The following is a 19,863-nucleotide window of genomic DNA, read 5'->3' as shown; positions in this document are numbered from 1 at the left end:
GCGTCAAACGCATATTATCGCCGTTGCCTGCGTCAGGGAGTGTCGCTGGCGGCAAATTCCATGGAAATTTGTTCCGCCACCTGCGCCAGCGCCGGCCTCAAGGCCGTCAGCAGCGTGCGCGCCTGCTGCAGGTCGCCGCCCACGCGCAAGCCTTCGATCGACGTGCACAGGCCGGCAAAGGCATGGGCGCCCACGGCCAGCGCCGACGATTTGCTGCGGTGGCCCAGGTCGGCCAGGCGTCCCAGGTCTTCCAGCGCCATGGCCTGCTCCATTTCGGCGATGCCGTCGCGCGCCGTGTCGAGAAACAGCTGCGTGTATTTGCGCATCTTCGCGGCGTCATTGCTGAACGTGAGCGCCAGGGTGCCCAGGTCGAGGATGGCCGTATCGCGCGATTCCGGCGCGGCGTCCGCTGGCGGCGCAGGCGGCGCCACCGCCAGCCTGTCGCTTGCGCGCATGCGGCCGATGTTGCCGATGCCGCCGCGCAGCCGGAACCATTTCGCCAGCAGGCGAAACAGCAGATTCGGGGCGATCGGCTTGGTCAGGAATTCATCCATGCCCGCCGCCAGGCAGCGGGCGCGGTCTTCGCTGCCCGCATTGGCCGTCATGGCGATCACCAGCAGGCCGGCAAGCTGCGGGTCGGCGCGGATGCGGCGCGTCGCCTCGAAGCCGTCCATCTCCGGCATCTGCACGTCCATCAGCACGCAGTCGTAGCGCCGGTGCGCCAGCAATTCCAGCGCTTCGCGGCCATTGCAGGCGACGCAGACGGTGGCGCCGGCGTCTTCCAGCAATTCGCAGCCCACCTGCTGGCTGAAGACGTTGTCCTCCACCAGCAGAATGGACGCGCCGCGTATCACGTCCAGTACTTCCGGCTCGACTTCGGCGATACGCTCGTCAGCCGCCTGCGCGCTTTTCTCCAGGCGCGCCGTGAACCAGAAGGTGCTGCCCAGGCCCGGCTGGCTGTACACGCCCACCTTGCCGCCCATGAGCTCGACCAGCTGCTTGCTGATCACCAGTCCCAGGCCGCTGCCGCCATATTTGCGCGTCGTCGACGGGTCGGCCTGGTGGAAGGAGCGGAACAGCTGCGCCACCTCTTCCTGGTTCATGCCGATGCCGCGGTCCTGCACCTCGAAGCGCAGCATGCTGTGGCTGCCCCGCTCCTCGGACTGGCGCACGCGCACGAAGATACTGCCATTGTCGGAAAACTTGATGGCGTTGCTGGTCAGGTTCAGCAAGACCTGCTCCAGGCGCAGCGGGTCGCCACGCCAGCGCTGCGACAGCTCCGGCGCGATATCGAACTGCAGCGCCAGGCCCTTGACGGCGGCCGCGTCGCCCAGCTGGCTGGCAATGTTCGCCAGCAGGGTATCGAGACGGAAGTCCAGCACTTCCAGTTCCAGCTTGCCCGCCTCGATCTTGGAAAAGTCGAGGATGTCGTTGATCAGGCCCAGCAAATGCTGGCCCGAATGGAAGATTTTTTGCAGGTAGTCGCGCTGGCGCGCGTCGGCCACCGATTTCAGCGCCAGGTGCGCCATGCCGATGATGCTGTTCATCGGCGTGCGGATTTCATGGCTCATGTTCGACAGGAAGTCGCTCTTGGCCTGGCTGGCCGCGTCGGCCTGCTCCTTCAGGCGGTGCAGTTCCGTCACGTCGGTGGACAGACCGATCAGGCCCGTGACGGGACCGGGCAAGCCCAGCGGCACCTTCACGCTCCACAGGTGATGCACCTGGCCCTGCGCATCGACGAAGCGCTCCTCGCCGACGAACTTGGTGCCGCTGTCGAACACCTGGCGCTCCGTGCGCTGCGCGGACGCCGCTGCATCGCCAAGCATCAATTCGCCATCCTGGCGGCCGATCAGCTGCTCCGCCGGACGGCCCAGTATCTTCGCCGTGCGCGCATTCACATAGCGGTAGCGCAGGTCGGCATCCTTCATGTAGACGTAGGCGTCGACGCTGTCGAGCACCGTATCGAGCAGGGTGCGCTGCGCCACCGCGTTGCGGCGCGACCGGTACAGGGTAAAGATATAGCCGTAAATGAGCAGGGTGCCGGCCACGCCGACGGCCAGCGCCAGCCAAGGGAAATAGCGGTCGAAGGGGCTGTACAGCTCCGCCTTGCGCACGCGGAAATGGGCTTTCCACAGGCCGCCCTGGTACGCCACGGGCAGCACCTGGTCGAAATAGCCGGCATCGCTGCCCGGTTGCGGCGGCGCCGCCGCCAGATCGCCGTCATCGTTGAACAGCAGGCGGTCCTGCGGCGTGATGCGCAGGACGCCTTGGGCCGGCAGAGGTTCGCCCGCGCTGTACAGGGTCAGGTGCAGCGGTTCCAGGGCGCTGCGTTCGAGCGCGCTGTGCACCAGCTGCGCCACGCCAAAGCCGATGCCGACGGAACCCTGGTAGGCGGCGCGGCGCTCGGCCACGCTGCCCTGCGGCATGCCGTTGCGGTACACGGGCAGGCGCATGCCCAGGCCCACGTGCGCGGGCGGCCCCTTGATCATGATCACCTGGCCCGACGCGCTGACCTCGCCGCTGTCGCGCGCCTGCGCCAGCGATTGCGCCACCAGCGGGTTGGCGCCGATATCGACGCCCATGCGTTCGGCCAGCAGGGAATCGGGTTCCAGGTAAGTGAGCACCGTGTGTTCCGGCCGCTCCCCCGCAGGCCGGATGGTGAAGGCGGGATAGCCGCGCGGCGACAGGCTGGTGTCTCTGCGCACGGTCTCGATGAAGGCGGCGCGCTGCGCCGACGGAACGGCCACCGCATAGTTGACCGATTCGATGGCGGGGAACTGGCGCGCGATATCGAGGCCGGCCACGTAATCGTGGAACTGTCGCCGCGTCAGGTGCTCGCTGGTGCGGAACAGGGCTTCGAGGCCGCGCAGCAGGTCGGAATAGCTTTTTACACGCGTGATCAGGCTATGCTGGGCGCTATGCGTGAGATTGTCGAAACGCTGTTCGGCGTCGTCATTGACCGTGCGCGCCGCGCCCGCGTACAGGGCGCCGCCCACCGCCAGGGCCAGCAACAGGCCACCCGCCCAGATCCTGATGCCTGATCCCGCCCCGCCCTTGCTCAAAGTGTGCATTGTCGATCGCTTATTCCGGTTTCCTCGAATGTGCGGCGCTCCGGCCGCCCAGCAAGTACGAGGATACTATCAAAGCTGTTGCAGCACCTATCTCCGCCGCAAATATAGCTGCTGAATCGTCAGCCTGTGAAATTAAAAACACAATGAAAATTTACTGCACGCATAGCAAATGTAGGCCTCCCTGCTACGGCACAATTAATTGCCAAAAAGAAAGTACAATAGAGTTCATTCGTATGTAACCAACCGTCTGTCCATGGACGCTCACCACATCAACCGGAATCTCTGATATATGACTTTACAAGCACAGTTTCATATTTTTCTTTCTGATCCAATCTTAGCGCGAACCGTCGAATTGGTTAGAAAAGTTGATGATGTTTTCGATTTGATTAATCCGAACGAAAATCAGCACTCCTGCATTTTGCAATGGCTTTTCGATCCGCGTGAGGGACACGGTCAGGGTGAGGCAATTTTCAAGGATTTTCTTAACGCGATTTATGAAGCGAATCTCAGTGCTTCACAGCCGCAACTCCTTTTCAAAAATTGGAATCCTGGAAAGACAGCCATTAGCGGGTTCCAATCGTTAATTGTGGTTCGAGAGAAAGCCATTTTAGGTGCCGGTCGACAGGACTTACTTTTGGTCGACCCAGCTCACAAATTCGTGATTTTAGTGGAGAACAAGTCAGGCTCGAAGTGGACGCCTGCTCAGCTTGCAGGATATCGACAGTCACTAGAAGCATTAACTAAAGTCGGACAGCCATATGAAGGATTCAAAACCGGCTTTGTTTTATTAGACAAATTTAAGGACGAATCTGGCGAAGAAGTCCAGTTATCGAGCGCACTATCAAAAAATGTCAAAGAAATACAGCAGTGGTGTCACATTAACTACACATGGCTTGAGAAGGCGGCACGTAGAGCTGAAGTGCGAGCTTTCCGAAATGGGGATGTAGGCCATCAACTAGTTATTTCGTATTGCCGACGGCAAGCTGAATACGAGTCTGAGGATGAGAAAGCCCTGGATGGGATGTTAGCAAAAATAAACCAGGCTCATCGCGAAGTGGTTCAAGCGATTAGCGTTGCTCGGAAGTCGTACCGCCCGACAGCGACACAGCTCAAATTGAAAGATATTGAAAGCCTGATCTGGGTATGGACACATCAGAACCGCGATCTCGCAAGAATGCTGGAACAACAAAAACCACTGGCTTTTCTCTCCAATGGTCTCACCAAAATTTTCGGAAACGACATCAGACTGGACGTCAGGAAGAGGGTAATGTATGTAATTGACAAGGAATGGGATACATTCCGCGATTCATCTGCAATTTACTGGCCACTGACCGTAAAGATACGAGATAGAACACCGGCCGATGATGAGGCGGGCGCCAAGCAGCGAAAGTATTCTGTCGTAGTCGAGTTCTGGCCAATTTATGTGCAGGCCAATCTCCTTCCCAACTTAAAATCCGGATTAAAAAAGGTATTTGGAAAAGAAATAGATAAATTCGCAACAGCGAATGTCCGCCGGATCGGAAGAATAAAAGACGTGCCGGAACTTCAGTTACAAAGTGAGGTTGAGAAAATGGTGCGTCTATTACAAAAAGCCATTAAAAATTAAGATAAAAGCCATAGCCGGCGACGCCAGTTGATGATCATCTAAGTATCAAGATAGGTGTCTCGTGCACCAAACGGTTTTCCTCTTGACTCCACCTTTCCTATCCATCGGTTTGATTTCAATATGCAGATACCTTACATCGAGCGTACTGGCAATGAAGTCCGTAAGGGATCTCAAGTTTGGCATACAGCACGCAGTGCTGTCGTCATCGTCTGCTCATCCCAGGCATCGGCGCAGCGCACCACGTCGCCCACGACGATGATGCTGGGGCTGCCCAGGCCGCTGGTTTGCAAGTCATCTGGCAAGGCGTGCAAAGTGCTGAGCAACTGGCGCTGGGCCGGCAGGCTGGCCGATTGCACCACGGCCACGGGCGTGCCCGGCGCCATGCCGCCGGCCAGCAAGCCGGCCTGGATGGCGGCCACCCTGGCCACGCCCATGTAGATGACGAGGGTGAGGCCGCTTTGCGCCAGCGCAAGCCAGTTCGGTTCCGACGCGCTATCCTTGCCGTGACCCGTGACGAAGATGGCGCCCTGGCTCCAGCCGCGGTGCGTCAGCGGCACGCCGATGGCCGTTGGCGCGGCCAGGCCGCTGCTGATGCCGGGGATCACGTCGACGGCCACGCCGTGGCTGCGCAGATAGGCGCGCTCTTCGCCGCCGCGCCCGAACAGATAAGGGTCGCCCCCTTTCAGGCGCACCACGTGCAGGCCGGCGCGCGCTTCGGACAGCATCAGGCGTTCGATGAACGCTTGCGGCGTGGACGCGCAGCCGCCCCGCTTGCCCACCTCGACCACGCGCACGCCTTGTGCCGCATGCGCGAGGATGGCCGGGTTGACGAGGTCGTCGATCAGCACGACGTCGGCCCGCGCGATGGCCTTCACTGCCTTGATCGTCAGCAGGTCCGGGTCGCCGGGCCCGGCGCCGACCAGTGTCACGCTACCACATTGCGCCATGATGAAATCTCCCATTAAAAAAAGTGACCGATGGCAAACGATGCCGCGTACGCTTCCGGCGCGCTGCCGTCCCACACGACGCCGTCGCACAGGGTCGAGCTGCGCATGGGCGCCTTGGGTAGGGGCGTGGCCGTCATTTCCGCCGCCTGGCGGTACAGGTCGATGCGGTTGACTTGCCTTGCCACCGCCACATAATCGGGTTCGTCGCGCAGCAAGCCCCAGCGCCGGTGCTGGGTCATGAACCACATGCCGTCGGACAGGTAAGGGAAATTCACGGCGCCATCGCCGTAAAACCGCAAGCCGTGCGCCTCGTCCCAGGTCTTGCCCAGGCCATCCTGGTAATGGCCGAGGATGCGCGGCGCCAGGGTTTCCTGCGGCGTATGCAGATAAGCGGGCTCGGCCAGGGTGGCCGCCATGGCCAGCCGGTTGCTGTCGCTGGCGTCGATCCAGCGCCCCGCTTCGAGCACGGCGGCGATCAGGGCGCGGCAGCTGTTCGGATGCTGCTGCGCAAACGCGGCGCTGGTGCCCAGCACCTTGCCCGGATGGTCGGGCCAGATGGCGCCGCTGGTGGTGGCAGTCACGCCCACGCCATCGACGATGGCCTTGTAGCCCCACGGTTCGCCGGCGCAAAAGCCATCCATCTGGCCTGCGCGCAAGGCGGCCACCATCTGCGACGGCGGCACCGTCATCACGCGCGCGTCGCGCAGCGGATCGATGCCATGCGCGGCCAGCCAGTATTGCAGCAGCATCGCGTGGTTGCCAGTTGGAAAAGTATGCGCAAACGCAAATGGCCGCGCCGCGGCGCGCATGTGGCGCGCCAGCAAGGCGCCATCGTGGGCGCCCTCGCGCGCCAGCGCCGCCGACAGGGTGACGGCCTGGCCGCTGTGATTGAGGTTCATCAGCACGGCCATGTCGTGCTGTTGCCCGCCGATGCCCATCTGCACGCCATACACGAGACCGTACAACACGTGGGCAGCGTCGAGTTCGCCGCTGTTCAATTTGTCGCGCACGCCGGCCCACGACATCTCCCGGCTCAGTTCGATCTTGATGCCGTATTTTTCATCCAGGCCCAGCTTAGCCGCCATCACCAGCGAGGCGCAATCGGTCAGCGGCAGATAGCCGATGCGTATCGTCTGTTTTTCCGGATGCAGCGATCGCATCACGTGGACGCTGCTTGCCACCGGGTTACCCGCTTGCTCTGTCATACTGGATTCCTTTACCTGACCTTGCTGGCAGCATTGCACCAATACAGTGCACTGCACCACGATATGTCATAAAACCACGTCATAAAATTGGCATACCCGCTCATCCCAGCAAATCTTCCACGTCGAGGATGCGCTGGGCGATGTCCGCCAGCTTGAGTTTCTTGTTCATGGCCATGCTGCGCAAGCGCTGGTAAGCCTGCTCTTCCGTGAAGCCGTGATGCGTCATCAACAGGCCCTTGGCCCGTTCGATCACCTTGCGTTCCTGCAGCTTGTGCCGCGTGTCGAGCAATTCGGCGCGCAATTTTTCTTCCTGGCGAAAGCGCGCCAGCGCCACATTCAACACGGGCTGGATGCGCTCGGCCTGCAAGCCGGCCACGATATAGGCGGATACGCCGGCCGCCATGGCCGCGTCGATGCTGGCCGTGGCGCCGTCTTCGGTAAACAGGACGATGGGACGGCGCTCGTCGCGCGTGGCGATGACGATGTGCTCGAGCACGTCGCGCGCGTCCGATTCGGCGTCGATGATGATGAGGTCAGGCTGCAGTTGCGCGATGCGCTCGGGAAGGTAGAGGTCGGCTGGCAGCGAGGCGACGATGTCGAAGCCCGATTCCAGCAAACCGATGCGCAAAGCATTGCCGCGCTGCACCTGAGCAGCCAATGCAGCATTCTCGTGCACGCCGTGCTCGACGATGGTGTTGACGACAACGATGCGCAAAGGCTGGGTACGGCTGGACGTCATGGGAGCGATCTGCAATGGCTAAACACAACCATTGCAGTAAGCAAGAAGCGAACCAGCCGGATTTACATGGTGCTTTACTTCAGGGTCGGCATGGCAAACTCGGCACCAGCAGCCGTCGAGGCGGGCCAGCGCTGCGTGACGGCCTTTTGTTTCGTATAGAAACGCACCGATTCCGGGCCATGCGCATGGTGGTCGCCGAACAGGCTGCGCTTCCAGCCGCCGAAACTGTGGAAGGCCATCGGCACGGGGATCGGCACGTTAACGCCGACCATGCCGACCTGCACGCGATGCGTGTATTCGCGCGCCGTATTGCCGTCGCGCGTGTAAATGGCCGTGCCGTTGCCATATTCATGCGCATTGACCAGGTCCAGCGCCGTGGCGAAATCGGGCACGCGCACGATGCACAGCACGGGGCCGAAGATTTCCTCTTTATAAATCGTCATTTCCGGCGTGACATGGTCGAACAGGCTGCCGCCAAGGAAAAAGCCGTTTTCGTGGCCGGGCAAGACGAAACCGCGCCCGTCGGCCACCAGCTTGGCGCCCTCTTCCACACCCTTGGCGATATAGCCGGCGATCTTCTCCTTGTGCACTTGCGTGACGACAGGCCCCATCTCGGCCGACAGATCCATGCCTTGCGTGATTTTCAGGGCGGCGATGCGCGGCACCAAGGCTTCGACCAGTTGATCCGCCACATTGCCCACCGCCACGACGACGGATATGGCCATGCAGCGCTCGCCGGCCGAGCCAAACGCGGCGCCCATCAGGGCGTCGACCGTCTGGGGAATATCCGCGTCCGGCATGACGACCATGTGATTTTTCGCGCCGCCGAGCGCTTGCACGCGCTTGCCCTGCGCGCAGCCCGTCGCATAAATATACTCGGCAATCGGCGTGGAACCGACAAAGCTGACGGCGCGCACGTCCGGGTGGTGCAGCAAGCCGTCCACGGCCTCTTTATCTCCCTGCACCACGTTGAAGACGCCGTCCGGCAAGCCAGCATCCGTCAGCAGTTGCGCCAGCAGCAAGCTGGCCGACGGATCACGCTCCGATGGTTTCAAGACAAAGGTATTGCCGCAGGCAATCGCCATCGGAAACATCCACATCGGCACCATCACGGGAAAGTTGAAGGGCGTGATGCCGACGCAGACACCGAGCGCCTGGCGGATGGACCAGGCATCGATGCCGCCGGCCACTTGCTCCGAATACTCTCCCTTCATCATTTGCGGGATGCCGCAAGCAAATTCCACCACTTCGATGCCGCGCGTGACTTCGCCTTTCGCATCCGTGAAGACTTTGCCGTGCTCCGCCGTGATCAGGGCGGCCAGCTGGTCGGCATGCTCTTCCAGCAATTCCTTGAATTTGAACATGACCCTGGCGCGGCGCAGCGGCGAGGTTTGCGACCAGGCGGGAAACGCCGCATGGGCGGCGGCCACGGCCGCGTTCAGTTCGGAAGGCGTGGCCAGCGCCACCTTGGCCGTCACGGCGCCCGTGGCGGGATTGAAGACGTCGCTCGTGCGCTCGGAGCGCGAAGCCATGGGGTTGCCACCAATAAAGTGGCCGATCTGTTGCGTTGTCATTGCAGTTCCTTTATTTGGTATTCATCAGCCATTCATGGGCCGGGTCGTTCTTGAAATGCCAGACCCGCTTGGGGCCGGCCATCACGTTCAGGTAATAGCCATCGTAGCCATACGGCACGGTCACGGGGTGGTAGCCCCTGGGCACCATCACCACGTCGTGGTTTTCCACGGCCATGGCTTCATCGATGGAACGGTCGTCCGTGTAGACTCTTTGGTAGGCAAAGCCCTGCTCCGGATTGAGGCGGTGGTAATACGTTTCTTCCAGAGAACTTTCCAGCGGCACATTGTCGCTGTCGTGCTTGTGCGGCGGATAGCTCGATGAATGGCCGGACGGCGTAACCACCTCGACCACCAGCAAGCCGTCCGCCTCGGCCGTCTGCGGCAGGATGTCGCACACATAACGCGTGTTGGCGCCCTTGCCGCGCACGGAGCGCGTCATGGTCGATGGCTCGATCAGGCGCGCCGGACGCTGGGTTGTGGCCGGCGCGCTGCACAGCGCCACTTCCGCAGCGCTCACCGCCGTGATGCTGACCTTGGTTTCCAATGGGACATACACGGCGTAGGGTGAGATGTCTTCAAAAACGCTGGCGCGATTGCCGATGGCTTCCCAGCTCTGTTCGCCAGCCTGCACGGTGACCGTGCCCGTCAACACGACGATGCACAGTTCGCGGCTGCCCGTCTCCAGGTTCAGGGACTCGCCGGCGGCCAGCCGATGCGCGGCGAAACCGACATGCGTCCAGCCGGCCGACTCGGGCGTCACCTCGACGATCTTGCCGCCGGCCTTGTCCGCTTTGACCAGCAGCGGACTCATGCCGCCTCCCGTTTCAAGCGGGGAATCGCATTGACGAGCTTGGCCAGGTAATCGTGGCCCAGCTTCGCGTATTCGTAGCTCGGTGCGACGGCCGGGTCCTGCTCCGCTTCCACCACCAGCCAGCCCTCGTAGCCGTGCAGATACAGACGCGTGAGGATGGCCGGGAAGTCGATGCTGCCGTCGCCCGGCACGCTGAAGGCCCCGTTGATGACTGCTTGCAGGAAGCTCCAGTGGCCATTGCGGGCCAGTTTCACCACGTTGGGGCGCACATCCTTGCAATGCACATGGCAAATCCTGTCAATATGTTTGTTCAGCACCGCCAGCGCATCGCCGCCCGCAAAGGTGATATGACCCGTATCAAACAACAAGCCCACTTCCGGCCCCGTCAAGGCCATCAGCTGATCCACGTCAGCCGGGGTTTCCACATAGGCCCCCATATGATGGTGATAGGCAAGCCGCACGCCGTTGTCGAGCAAGTGCTTCGCAAACGCCGTCAATTTGTCGGCGTAGTCCTGCCACTGCTGCTGCGACTGGAAACGGGGGCGTTTATACAAAGGGCGCGCTTCGCCCTGGATGGCGTCAGCCACTTCGCCGTAGACCATGACGGTGGCGCCGCTGTCGGCCAGCAAGCGCAAGTGCGATGCCACGGCGGCGATTTCCTCTTCCACCGAGCGATGGGCCAACCGACCCGAATACCAGCCGGAAACACAGGCAAGATTGTATTTGCCCAGCACCGCGTTCAGGGCCGGGGCATCTTTCGGAAACTTGTTGCCCAGTTCAAAGCCCACATAGCCGATCTCGGCGCCTTCCTTGAGGGCCGTTTCCAGCGGGGTTTCGCCGCCCAGGCTGGGCAAATCGTCGTTCATCCACGAGATCGGGTTGATGCCGATCTTCACATTCCATGTCGGTGCGTTCATTGTATTTGTCCTTGGCGGTCAAGTTCATAACGGGCGCGGGCAGCTTGCACGCCGGCTTGCGTGGAGACCTCGGGCACGGCCACTTCCCACCAGCAACCGCCCTCTTCGGTCGTGCGCGTGTCGTCCGTATTGATGCAGATCAGATACGTGCGGCTGGCTGCCCGGGCGCGCAGCATCGCCTGTTCCAGCTCGGCAATCGAGTCCACGTGTTCGGATAGCGCGCCCAAGGATTGTGCATGCAGGGCGAAGTCGATGTGTGGCGCGCTATCGGGCAGCATATTGTTGAACGAAGGATTACCGCACGCCTGCTGCAGGCGGTTGATGCAGCCATAGCCCCGGTTGTCGAGCACGACGATGATGAGTTTTTTGTCCAGCATGACGGAGGTGGCGATTTCCGAATTCATCATCAGATAGCTGCCATCGCCCACCATGACGATGACTTCGCGCTCAGGCTTGGCCATCTTGACGCCGAGGCCGCCGGCGATTTCATAGCCCATGCACGAGTAGCCGTATTCCATGTGGTAGCCGCCCGGCGTACTGGTGCGCCACAGCTTGTGCAGTTCGGCCGGCAAGGTGCCCGCCGCGCAGACGACGATGTCGTTGCTGGTGGAATCCTTGGATGAGCGTTGCACGGCGCCGATGACTTCGCCGTCGTACGGCAAGCCAGCCACGTCACGCTTGCCGGTGATGCTTGCGACCGTCGCGCGCCACGCGTTCCCTGCCTGCTGCGCCCGGTCCATCCACTGGCCCGCGCTGTTCCAGCTGCCCAGCAACCGCGACAGGCCTTGCAAGCCCAGCGTCGCATCCGCCTGCACACCGAGGCCACGGCGTTTCAGGGCGTCAAAATGGTTGACGTTCAGGCTCACCAGTTGTGCTTGCGCAAACAGGGAATTCGAGCCCGTCGTGAAATCCTGCAAGCGCGTGCCGACGGCCAGCACCACGTCCGCGTCCGCTGCCAGCGCGTTCGCCGCAGGCGAGCCCGTCACGCCGATGGCGCCCAGCTGCAAAGGGTGGTCCCACGGCAAGGAACTTTTGCCGGCCTGGGTTTCGGCCACGGGAATGCCATGGCGCTCGGCAAACGCCTGCAAGGCGGCGCTGGCCTGGCCGTACAGCACGCCGCCACCGGCCAGTATCAGCGGCTGTTTCGCGTTTTTCAACAGCAGCGCCGCCTCTTCCAGTTCCTGCTCGACGGACGGCAAGGCGCGGAAACGCACGATGCGCGGCTCAAAAAAGTCGGCCGGATAGTCATACGCCATCGTTTGTACGTCTTGCGGCAAGGATAAAGTCACGGGACCGCAGGCGGCCGGGTCCGTCAAGGCGGCAATGGCGCGCGGCAAGGCGGTCAGTAACTGTTCCGGATACACGATGCGGTCGAAATAACGCGATAAAGGTTTGAATGCATCGTTGACGGACACGCTGCCATCCGTGCCATCTTCCAGCTGCTGCAGCACGGGATCGGGCGCGCGCGAGACGAACACGTCGCCCGGCAACAGCAATACCGGCAAGCGGTTCACGTGGGCCAGCGCGGCCGCCGTCAACAAGTTGGTGGCGCCCGGACCGATGGAACTGGTCACGGCCATCATGCGGCGGCGCATGTGGGCTTTCGCATAGGCGATGGCCGAGTGCGCCATTGCCTGTTCGTTATGCGCCCGATACGTGGGAAAGCTGTCGCGGTATTGATACAGCGCCTCGCCCAGCCCCGCCACGTTGCCGTGGCCAAAGATGGCAAAAGCGCCGCCGAACAGCGGCTGTCCATCGTCCGTGCGCAAGGCGGCCAGATAGCGCACGAGAGCCTGCGCCATGGTCAATCTGATCGTGGTGGTCTTCATGCCGCACACTCCAGGTGCTTGCGCGTGCGTTGCCACAAGCTAATGAGCTGCTCGAAGTTGGCGCGCACTGCGGCGATCAGGCCCGCATCGTCAAGTTCCCCGGCCAGCCAGCGGCGGCTCGGTTCCTGGAAGATGGTGCGGCCAACCATGAAACCCTTGCAAGTACGGCTGGCACTGGCTTGCTCGAAACTGGCGGCCAGGGCGGCAATCGGTGCGTTCAAACCCAGCAACACGACGCCACGGCAATGCGGATCGCGCTCGTGCACCAGGGCATCGATGGCTTGCCATTGCTGGGCCGACATGCTTTCCAGCTTCCACCATTCCGGGTAAATGCCCAGGTTGTACAGGCGCTTGACGGCGCGCAAGACCGTGTCGTCACTGTGCGGCAAGGCTTCCGACGGTATGACTTCCAGCAACAGTTCGTGACCGCTCACTTGCGCCGCATCGTACAGGGCCTTGATCTGCGCTTCCTGCTCCAGACGGTTTTCCACGGCGTCGTCCGGATGCAACTGCACCAGGCACTTGATCACGTGTTCCTTCGGCCAGCTGAGCAGGTGCGAACCGATGGAACGGCCCCAGTCGAATTGCAGCGGGTTCGATCCCGGCAACTCAACGGGACGGCCGATCCACCAGCCCCGCCCCGTCGCATCGTTGAGCGCGTCGACGCCATAGCGGCCATCGATCAGCACGCCCGTCTTGCCGGCCAGCTGCAAGGCCGTTTCCGTCTGCGCCACGGCTTGCACCATCAATTGCTTCAGGGCCGAAATACGCGACTCGGGCGCGCCAGTCTGTTGCGCCAGCTCAAAGAACTGCGTACGGTGGTCAAAGGCAAACACGCACAGCTCGTCCCACTGTTTGCGCGCCACCGTCGTGCGGTGCAAGCGCGACAAGGTCGCGTCCTGGTCCGGCTGCGTCAGTTTCGCCGCATTGGCGAGGAAATAGTCGAGCTCGACGGGCGATGGCATGGCCGGCGCGCAGCCGTGGCGCGACACGACCAGGGCGCCGCAGCCATTCGCATAGCGGCAGCACGCCTCGTAATCCTCGCCGCGCAGCCAGCCTTTCAGAAATCCTGACAGAAACGCATCGCCCGCACCCAGCACATTCAGCACTTCCACGCGCACGCCGCGGTAATTATAGGCGTCATCTAAACTGGCCGGCACCACATTGTCGATGACGGCGCTGCCCAGCGGACCCCGCTTGACGACCAGGGTGGCCAGGGTGGCGGCCCGTACGGCGCGCAAGGACGCCATGATGTCGGCGCCGCCGCCGGCGATCATGAATTCCTCTTCCGTGCCGACGATCAAATCAAAATGAGGCAGGATCGCCTGCAGGTGTTTGGTGACGCCTTCGTTCGAAACGAAACGCGTTTCGCCATCGGCCTTGCCCGACAGGCCCCACAGCACGGGCCGGTAATCGATGTCGAGCACGGTGCGCACATTGTTCGCGCGGGCCAGTTGCAAGGCTTGCGTGCTGACGGCGTGCATGGCGGCCGTGGAGAAATGCGTGCCGGTAATGAGCAAGGCCTTGCTCGACGCAATGAAGGCCGCATCCACCGACGATGCGTCGATGGCCATGTCGGCGCAATTTTCACGGTAAAAAATCAGGGGAAAGGTGTTTTTATCCTTGATACCCAGCATGACTAAAGCCGTCAGGCGATCGCGGTCGATGCCGACGTGGCTGACGTCGCAGCCCTCCTTCGACAAGGTGTCAGTGAGGAAACGCCCCATGTGGTCGTCGCCCACTTTCGACAGCATGGCCGATTTGAGGCCCAGCCTGGCCGTGCCGAAGGCGATGTTCGCCGACGAGCCGCCCAGGTATTTGGCGAAACTGGTGGCGTCTTCCAGGGTGCTGCCGATCTGCTGCGCGTACAGGTCCACCGCCAGGCGGCCCAGGCAGATGACGTCCAGCGCGCGGCCCTGGGCAAATTGTGTGGAATTATTCATGGCTATCCTTAAATCGTGACACCGTCGAGTTCACTCATCAGCGTTTGCATTTCCGCACCGCCCGCCATCATGTCGAGTACTTCTTCCTTGGAAACGGTTTCCTTGGTGTAAGTGCCCAGCGACTTGCCCCGGTTCAAGAGGGTGAACGAGTCGCCCACGGGATAGGCATGGTGCACATTGTGGGTAATAAAGATCACGGACAAGCCCCGTTCGCGCGCCTTGTAAATCAATTTCAGCACATTGAACGACTGTTTCACGCCCAGCGCCGCCGTCGGCTCGTCGAGGATCAGCACGCGCGCGCCGAAGTGGATGGCGCGGGCAATGGCCAGGCATTGCCGCTCGCCGCCCGACATCGTGCCCACGGCCTGATGCGGGTCGCGCACCATGATGCCCATCTCGGCCAGCTTGTCGCGCGCCGTGGTAGCCGCGTATTCCATATCCATCACGGGCAGCACGCCGAACATTTTTCGCATCGGTTCGCGGCCCATGAAGAAATTGCGCGCCACGGACAGCAGGGGCACCAACGCCAGATCCTGGTAGACGGTGGCCACGCCCAGGTCGAGCGCCTCTTTCGGCGAATTGAAGCTGACGGGCTTGCCATCGACCAGGTATTGCCCGCTGGTGGGCCGGTGCACGCCGGCCAGGGTCTTGATCAGGGTCGACTTGCCGGCGCCGTTGTCACCGAGCAGGCAATGCACTTCGCCCGGTTTCAAGCGCAGGGTGACGTTTTGCAGGGCGATGACGGAGCCGAAACGTTTGCTGATATTTTCCAGCGCAAGGATGTATTCGCTCATGGCTTATCTCGCTTCCGTGACACGGGCACGGACAAAGTTGTTGAACAGTACCGCGATCAGCAGCATGACGCCGAGGAAGACGCGGAACCAGTCCGAATTGATATTGGTATAAGTAATGCCGATCTGCACCACGCCGAAGATCAGCGCGCCGAAGCAGGCGCCGACGACGGAACCGTAGCCGCCCGTCAGCAAGGCGCCGCCGATGACAGCCGCGATGATGGCTTCGAATTCCTTTTGCATGCCGCGGTCGGCGGCGGCCGAACCCACGTCAAATACTTGCAGCGTGGCAAACAGGCAGGCGCAGAAGGCGGTGAAGACGAACAGCGATACCTTGATGGTTTTCACAGGTACGCCCACGTTCTTGGCCGCGTTGGCGTCGCCGCCGACGGCGAAGATCCAGTTGCCGATACGGGTGCGGGCCAGGACGAAGCCGGACACGAGCGCCAGGCCGGCCCACCAGACGATGACCTTGGGGATGCCCTTGACCAGCGGCGCGCCATTGTCGAGCGCCGTGATCCAGCCCGCCTTGGCCATCCAGGCGAACAGCGAAGTGCCCACTTCGCCATGGAACAGGGTCGTGGCCAGCCAGTCGTCGGCGGCCAGCGCGCCGATGCCGCTGACGATGGTGCGGTTGGCAAACATGATGGACAGCGCCAGGGTCAGGCCGCGCAGGATGAACAGGAACGCCAGGGTGACGATAAACGAAGGCAAGCGCGTCTTGATGACCAGGTAGCCGTTGAGCCAGCCCAGCGCCATGGAACCGGCAAAGGCGAACAGGATGGCGGCCCACACTGGCCAGTGGAAGTAGACGGAAGGAATGGCGATCATCATTCCGGCAAAGCCGATCATGGAACCGATCGACAGGTCGAATTCGCCGGCGATCATCAATACGCAGGCGCCGATGGCGATGATGCCCAGGTAGGCGGCCACTTGCGCCCAGTTGATCACGCCGTCGAGGTTGAACATGCCAGAGTCGCCGGCCGTCAGGACGAAGAAGGCGAACACCAGGATGGCGCCCGAGATCGAGGCGAACTCCGGGCGACTGAACAGCCGCTTGAGCCAGCTGACCTGCCCCACGCGCTCATCAAAGCCCTGCTTTTGCGGCGGCGTGCCCGAGGCGGCCATGCCACCCTGCTCCACGCTTAATTTCACGGTACTCATGCTATGTCTCCCTTGTTTTATAGCAACCTGCCAGCCTCGCCAACAATTCCAGGGCGGCAGGACCCGCGCGCCGGCAAGCATGGCCTGCGCGCGGGGACTACAACTAAGTATTGATTGAATTGAAAAGCGGTTGCTTAACGGAACTGGCCGGCGTATTTCTCCACCTTGCCGATATTGTCCTTGGTGACATACCCGGGACCGGAACCGATATGGCGCGGGCCATACGATGGTGCCAGGCCGTACTCGGCCAGGCGCGCCTTGAACTTGGCGTTATTGATCAGCTTTTCGCGGATCTTGGCCAGGTCCGTGGTCTTGTCCTGCTTCATGATGGCCAGCACGGCAACGGGGATATAGCCTTGCAGGTACGGTTGCTGGTCGATCGCGAACTGGATGCTGCCATCCTTGATGCCTTTCGAGATATCATCAGACAGGTCGAACGTGGCAAACCACATCTTGCCCTTCAAACCCATTTTTTCCAGCGCCTTCAACGAAGCGTGGGCCGAAGTGGGTCCCAACGCCAGCACGGCCTGGGTTTTCGGGTTGTTGCGCAGGTAGGCGCTCAGCTTGCTCTCGATGGTGGTCGGATCTTCGCCCGCATCCAGGGTGGCAGCCTTGAAATCGACGCCGATGGCCTCGGCAAAGCCGCGGCAGCGCTCGAACGACGACGGGTTTGTCGCGTAGTGGTTGACGCAGACGAAGGACTTGATGCCGGCCGCCTTGGCTTTTTCACCGGCGCCCTTGCCTGCCTCGAATTCAGGCTGGCCCACGTGCATCACGGCGCCCAACTGCTCACTTTGCGCCAGGGTGCCGGAGTTAATCGTGACAAACGGAATCTTCTTGGCGGCAACCAGACCCAGCGGTTTTTGCAGCACGCTGAAGTCGGCGATGCTGACGATCACGCCATCGTAGTTACGGGCTGCCGATTGCTCGACCAGGCGCGCCATATCGGCCAGGTCGCCATTCGGCGGATTGCGGTAGTCAACGGTGACATTGAAGTCTTCACCAGCTTGCTTGACGGAATTTTTGATCGTATTCCACCAGGAATCGGAATCAGGCGCATGGCTGATCAACACGAATTTCTCGCCCGCCGCGTGGCTGGCGCTCATGCCCAGACCCAGTCCCAGGCCGAGGCCCAGCACGGCCAGGCGCTTCAGAAATCCCTTACGCTTATTGCTTTGCATGAATGTCTCCTTGAAGGATTAATTTTTATAGTTGCCAGCTTTTGTCGCGTGTCAGCGGGGAGCCGGAAAACTGGCAAGACCCGATGCACTGCGCACAGCTTAGGCCACAAAAAAGACAAATGCAATAAAATTTTCAAAATAAATATAAATAGAAAATCATTTCTATTTTCTGAATTCACTCCTATAATTCTCGCCAGAACCAGCCCAAAGGAAACATCATGGCAGCCACCGCCCCCATCGAACAGCTGATGCAGCACATTGCCGCCGAGTACGACAACCTGTCGCGCCAGCTGAAAGTCATCGCCCAATACATTGAAAAGCACCGCGCCAGCCTGATGCTCGAGCGCATCAGCGACATCGCTGCCGCCTGCGACGTGCAGCCGTCCGCCATCGTGCGTTTCGCGCAGCGCTTCGGCTACACGGGTTTCAGTGAAATGCAGGATGTCTTCCGCCAGGCTTATACTGACCAGGCCGGCGCCACACCTGACTATCAGCAGCGCATCCGCAAGCTCATTTCCACGCGCGACGCGGCGCTGAGCGCGGGCGACCTGACGCGCGAATTCGTCGGCGCCAGCCGCGCCGGCCTCGACGACCTGGCCGCAGGCCTCGACGACGCCCAGCTGGAAGCGGCCGTCAATCTGCTGCTGAAAGCGGAAAACATCTATGTGATCGGCGTGCGCCGGTCCTTCCCGATCGCCTCTTACATCGCCTACGCGCTGGAACACACGGACAAGCGCGTGCACCTGATCAGCGGACTGGGCGGCATGCACCGCGAACAGATGCGCAGTGTGCGCGAACGCGATGTGGCGATCGCCATCAGTTTCTCGCCTTACGGCAAGGAAACCCAGCAGTGCATCAAGGCGGCGCAAGACAAGGGCGCCAAGGTCCTGGTGATTACCGACAGCAAGCTGGCCCCGCTCGCGCGGGCCGCCGACGCGCTGCTCACCGTCACCGAGGGCAGCGCCTTCGCCTTCCGCTCGCTGACCAGCACCATCTGCCTGTGCCAGGCGCTGTTCATCGCGCTGGCATACAAATTAGAGCTCGACATCGAAGAAATCCACACCCCAGGAGAACATGATGATTGAAGTAGCGTTGTTCGGCGCCGGACGCATCGGCAAAATCCACGCGGCCAACCTGGCTGCCCAACCCGGCGTGCAGTTCAAGTATGTGGTCGACGTCAACCAGGAAGCGGCCGCCGCGCTGGCTGGCTTGCATGGCGGCAGCAGCGCGACGGTCGAGACGGCACTGGCCGACCCCGCCGTCAAGGCCGTCGTCATCGCCTCCAGCACGGACACGCACGCGGACCTGATCCTGCGCTCGGCAGCCGCCGGCAAGGCCATCTTTTGCGAAAAACCCGTCGACCTGACCCTCGACCGCGCGCGTGCCTGCGCCGCCGCCGTCAAGGAAGCCAAAGTGCTGTGCATGCTGGGCTTCCAGCGCCGCTATGACCCGACCTTCAATGCCGTCAAGACACGCATCGTAGCGGGCGAGATCGGCACACCGGAATTGCTGATCGTTACCAGCCGCGATCCGGGTCCACCTCCCGTCAGCTACATCAAGGTATCGGGCGGCATCTTCAAGGATATGCTGATCCACGATTTCGACATCTTCCGCTGGATACTCGACGATGAAGCCGTCAGCGTGCACGCCACGGGCAGTTGCCTCGTCGATCCCGCCATCGGCGAAGCGGGCGACCTCGATACGGCCGTCGTCACCATCCGCACGGCAAAAGGACGTTTGTGCCAGATCAATGCCTCGCGCCGCGCCGCCTACGGCTACGACCAGCGTTTTGAGGTGCTGGGCAGCGCCGGCATGCTGCAAGCGGGCAACCACAAGCCGACGGAAGTGACGGCCTATGGTTCGGTGAACGTCAGCGTGGACAAGCCGGAAGATTTTTTCCTGGAACGTTATCGCGTGGCCTACGCACAGGAAATGGCGCACTTCTTTGACGCCCTCAGCCACGGCACGCCGCTGCGCACGACCGTGCACGATGGCTTGAAGGCGCTGGAACTGGCCGAAGCGGCCACCCTGTCGTGGCGCGAACAGCGCGTGGTCACTTTATAAACCAATAATAAAAATATCTGG

Annotated in this window: 15 protein-coding genes; 3 read left to right on the top strand and 12 right to left on the bottom strand. The window is 61.6% G+C overall.

The window, feature by feature from the left end; translation table 11 throughout:
• Positions 1 to 32 precede the first annotated feature (32 nt).
• Positions 33 to 3,071 (bottom strand): CHASE domain-containing protein, encoded by a 3,039-nt coding sequence (locus tag P9875_RS13260; RefSeq protein ID WP_278318648.1) that lies wholly within the window; start codon positions 3,069 to 3,071, stop codon positions 33 to 35.
• Between the two features lie 289 nt (positions 3,072 to 3,360).
• Between P9875_RS13260 and P9875_RS13255 the strand changes: the two genes are divergently transcribed.
• A complete protein-coding gene (locus P9875_RS13255) occupies positions 3,361 to 4,677 on the top strand; it encodes a PD-(D/E)XK nuclease family protein (RefSeq protein WP_278318647.1) in 1,317 nt (438 codons plus the stop codon).
• Between the two features lie 170 nt (positions 4,678 to 4,847).
• Here P9875_RS13255 and cobA read toward each other — a convergent pair whose 3' ends face one another.
• The 11 genes from cobA to P9875_RS13200 all read right to left on the bottom strand — a co-directional run bounded on the left by cobA (position 4,848) and on the right by P9875_RS13200 (position 17,778).
• A complete protein-coding gene (cobA, locus tag P9875_RS13250; protein ID WP_278318646.1) occupies positions 4,848 to 5,624 on the bottom strand; it encodes a uroporphyrinogen-III C-methyltransferase in 777 nt (258 codons plus the stop codon).
• A 14-nt stretch (positions 5,625 to 5,638) separates the two neighbouring features.
• Entirely contained in the window at positions 5,639 to 6,829 is a 1,191-nt protein-coding gene (locus P9875_RS13245) for a CmpA/NrtA family ABC transporter substrate-binding protein (RefSeq protein WP_278318645.1), read from the bottom strand.
• Between the two features lie 100 nt (positions 6,830 to 6,929).
• Positions 6,930 to 7,568 carry an ANTAR domain-containing response regulator gene (locus P9875_RS13240; RefSeq protein WP_278318644.1) on the bottom strand — a complete coding sequence of 213 codons (639 nt, stop codon included), beginning with the start codon at positions 7,566 to 7,568 and terminating at the stop codon, positions 6,930 to 6,932.
• A 74-nt stretch (positions 7,569 to 7,642) separates the two neighbouring features.
• Positions 7,643 to 9,142, bottom strand: coding sequence for a CoA-acylating methylmalonate-semialdehyde dehydrogenase (locus P9875_RS13235; protein ID WP_035817914.1), 1,500 nt, complete (start codon positions 9,140 to 9,142; stop codon positions 7,643 to 7,645).
• 10 nt (positions 9,143 to 9,152) lie between these two features.
• The gene (iolB, locus tag P9875_RS13230) at positions 9,153 to 9,953 is read right to left on the bottom strand and encodes a 5-deoxy-glucuronate isomerase (protein ID WP_278318643.1); all 801 of its coding nucleotides are present in this window, start codon (positions 9,951 to 9,953) and stop codon (positions 9,153 to 9,155) included.
• Positions 9,950 to 10,870 (bottom strand): myo-inosose-2 dehydratase, encoded by a 921-nt coding sequence (gene iolE, locus P9875_RS13225; RefSeq protein ID WP_099402333.1) that lies wholly within the window; start codon positions 10,868 to 10,870, stop codon positions 9,950 to 9,952. Before iolE ends, iolB begins: the two co-directional genes overlap by 4 nt.
• On the bottom strand, positions 10,867 to 12,699 hold the full coding sequence (gene iolD, locus P9875_RS13220) for a 3D-(3,5/4)-trihydroxycyclohexane-1,2-dione acylhydrolase (decyclizing) (protein WP_278318642.1): 1,833 nt from the start codon (positions 12,697 to 12,699) through the stop codon (positions 10,867 to 10,869). The genes iolE and iolD overlap by 4 nt, the downstream gene beginning before the upstream one ends.
• Positions 12,696 to 14,642: a bifunctional 5-dehydro-2-deoxygluconokinase/5-dehydro-2-deoxyphosphogluconate aldolase gene (locus P9875_RS13215; protein ID WP_278318641.1), complete on the bottom strand. Its 1,947-nt coding sequence runs from the start codon at positions 14,640 to 14,642 to the stop codon at positions 12,696 to 12,698. Before P9875_RS13215 ends, iolD begins: the two co-directional genes overlap by 4 nt.
• An 8-nt stretch (positions 14,643 to 14,650) precedes the next feature.
• Positions 14,651 to 15,436 (bottom strand): ATP-binding cassette domain-containing protein, encoded by a 786-nt coding sequence (locus P9875_RS13210; protein ID WP_278318640.1) that lies wholly within the window; start codon positions 15,434 to 15,436, stop codon positions 14,651 to 14,653.
• A gap of 3 nt (positions 15,437 to 15,439) precedes the next feature.
• Positions 15,440 to 16,561: an ABC transporter permease gene (locus P9875_RS13205; protein WP_099402515.1), complete on the bottom strand. Its 1,122-nt coding sequence runs from the start codon at positions 16,559 to 16,561 to the stop codon at positions 15,440 to 15,442.
• A 170-nt stretch (positions 16,562 to 16,731) separates the two neighbouring features.
• Positions 16,732 to 17,778, bottom strand: a complete 1,047-nt coding sequence (locus P9875_RS13200) for a sugar ABC transporter substrate-binding protein (RefSeq protein WP_099402337.1) — start codon at positions 17,776 to 17,778, stop codon at positions 16,732 to 16,734.
• Positions 17,779 to 17,996: 218 nt separating this feature from the next.
• Between P9875_RS13200 and P9875_RS13195 the strand changes: the two genes are divergently transcribed.
• Complete coding sequence (locus P9875_RS13195; RefSeq protein WP_034757651.1) at positions 17,997 to 18,863, top strand: MurR/RpiR family transcriptional regulator; 867 nt, start codon at positions 17,997 to 17,999, stop codon at positions 18,861 to 18,863.
• Positions 18,856 to 19,842 (top strand): inositol 2-dehydrogenase, encoded by a 987-nt coding sequence (gene iolG, locus P9875_RS13190; RefSeq protein ID WP_278318826.1) that lies wholly within the window; start codon positions 18,856 to 18,858, stop codon positions 19,840 to 19,842. Before P9875_RS13195 ends, iolG begins: the two co-directional genes overlap by 8 nt.
• Positions 19,843 to 19,863 lie beyond the last annotated feature (21 nt).

Source organism: Janthinobacterium rivuli (assembly GCF_029690045.1).
Classification (GTDB): Bacteria; Pseudomonadota; Gammaproteobacteria; order Burkholderiales; family Burkholderiaceae_D; genus Janthinobacterium; species Janthinobacterium rivuli.
This window is presented reverse-complemented; position numbering and strand designations above follow the sequence as displayed.

What these genes read in the sequence shown, in the direction of transcription:
- P9875_RS13260 (WP_278318648.1), bottom strand. Translation starts at nt 3,071, where the DNA reads ATGCACACTTTGAGCAAGGGCGGGGCGGGATCAGGCATCAGGATCTGG.
- P9875_RS13255 (WP_278318647.1), top strand. Translation starts at nt 3,361, where the DNA reads ATGACTTTACAAGCACAGTTTCATATTTTTCTTTCTGATCCAATCTTA.
- cobA (WP_278318646.1), bottom strand. Translation starts at nt 5,624, where the DNA reads ATGGCGCAATGTGGTAGCGTGACACTGGTCGGCGCCGGGCCCGGCGAC.
- P9875_RS13245 (WP_278318645.1), bottom strand. Translation starts at nt 6,829, where the DNA reads ATGACAGAGCAAGCGGGTAACCCGGTGGCAAGCAGCGTCCACGTGATG.
- P9875_RS13240 (WP_278318644.1), bottom strand. Translation starts at nt 7,568, where the DNA reads ATGACGTCCAGCCGTACCCAGCCTTTGCGCATCGTTGTCGTCAACACC.
- P9875_RS13235 (WP_035817914.1), bottom strand. Translation starts at nt 9,142, where the DNA reads ATGACAACGCAACAGATCGGCCACTTTATTGGTGGCAACCCCATGGCT.
- iolB (WP_278318643.1), bottom strand. Translation starts at nt 9,953, where the DNA reads ATGAGTCCGCTGCTGGTCAAAGCGGACAAGGCCGGCGGCAAGATCGTC.
- iolE (WP_099402333.1), bottom strand. Translation starts at nt 10,870, where the DNA reads ATGAACGCACCGACATGGAATGTGAAGATCGGCATCAACCCGATCTCG.
- iolD (WP_278318642.1), bottom strand. Translation starts at nt 12,699, where the DNA reads ATGAAGACCACCACGATCAGATTGACCATGGCGCAGGCTCTCGTGCGC.
- P9875_RS13215 (WP_278318641.1), bottom strand. Translation starts at nt 14,642, where the DNA reads ATGAATAATTCCACACAATTTGCCCAGGGCCGCGCGCTGGACGTCATC.
- P9875_RS13210 (WP_278318640.1), bottom strand. Translation starts at nt 15,436, where the DNA reads ATGAGCGAATACATCCTTGCGCTGGAAAATATCAGCAAACGTTTCGGC.
- P9875_RS13205 (WP_099402515.1), bottom strand. Translation starts at nt 16,561, where the DNA reads ATGGCCGCCTCGGGCACGCCGCCGCAAAAGCAGGGCTTTGATGAGCGC.
- P9875_RS13200 (WP_099402337.1), bottom strand. Translation starts at nt 17,778, where the DNA reads ATGCAAAGCAATAAGCGTAAGGGATTTCTGAAGCGCCTGGCCGTGCTG.
- P9875_RS13195 (WP_034757651.1), top strand. Translation starts at nt 17,997, where the DNA reads ATGGCAGCCACCGCCCCCATCGAACAGCTGATGCAGCACATTGCCGCC.
- iolG (WP_278318826.1), top strand. Translation starts at nt 18,856, where the DNA reads ATGATTGAAGTAGCGTTGTTCGGCGCCGGACGCATCGGCAAAATCCAC.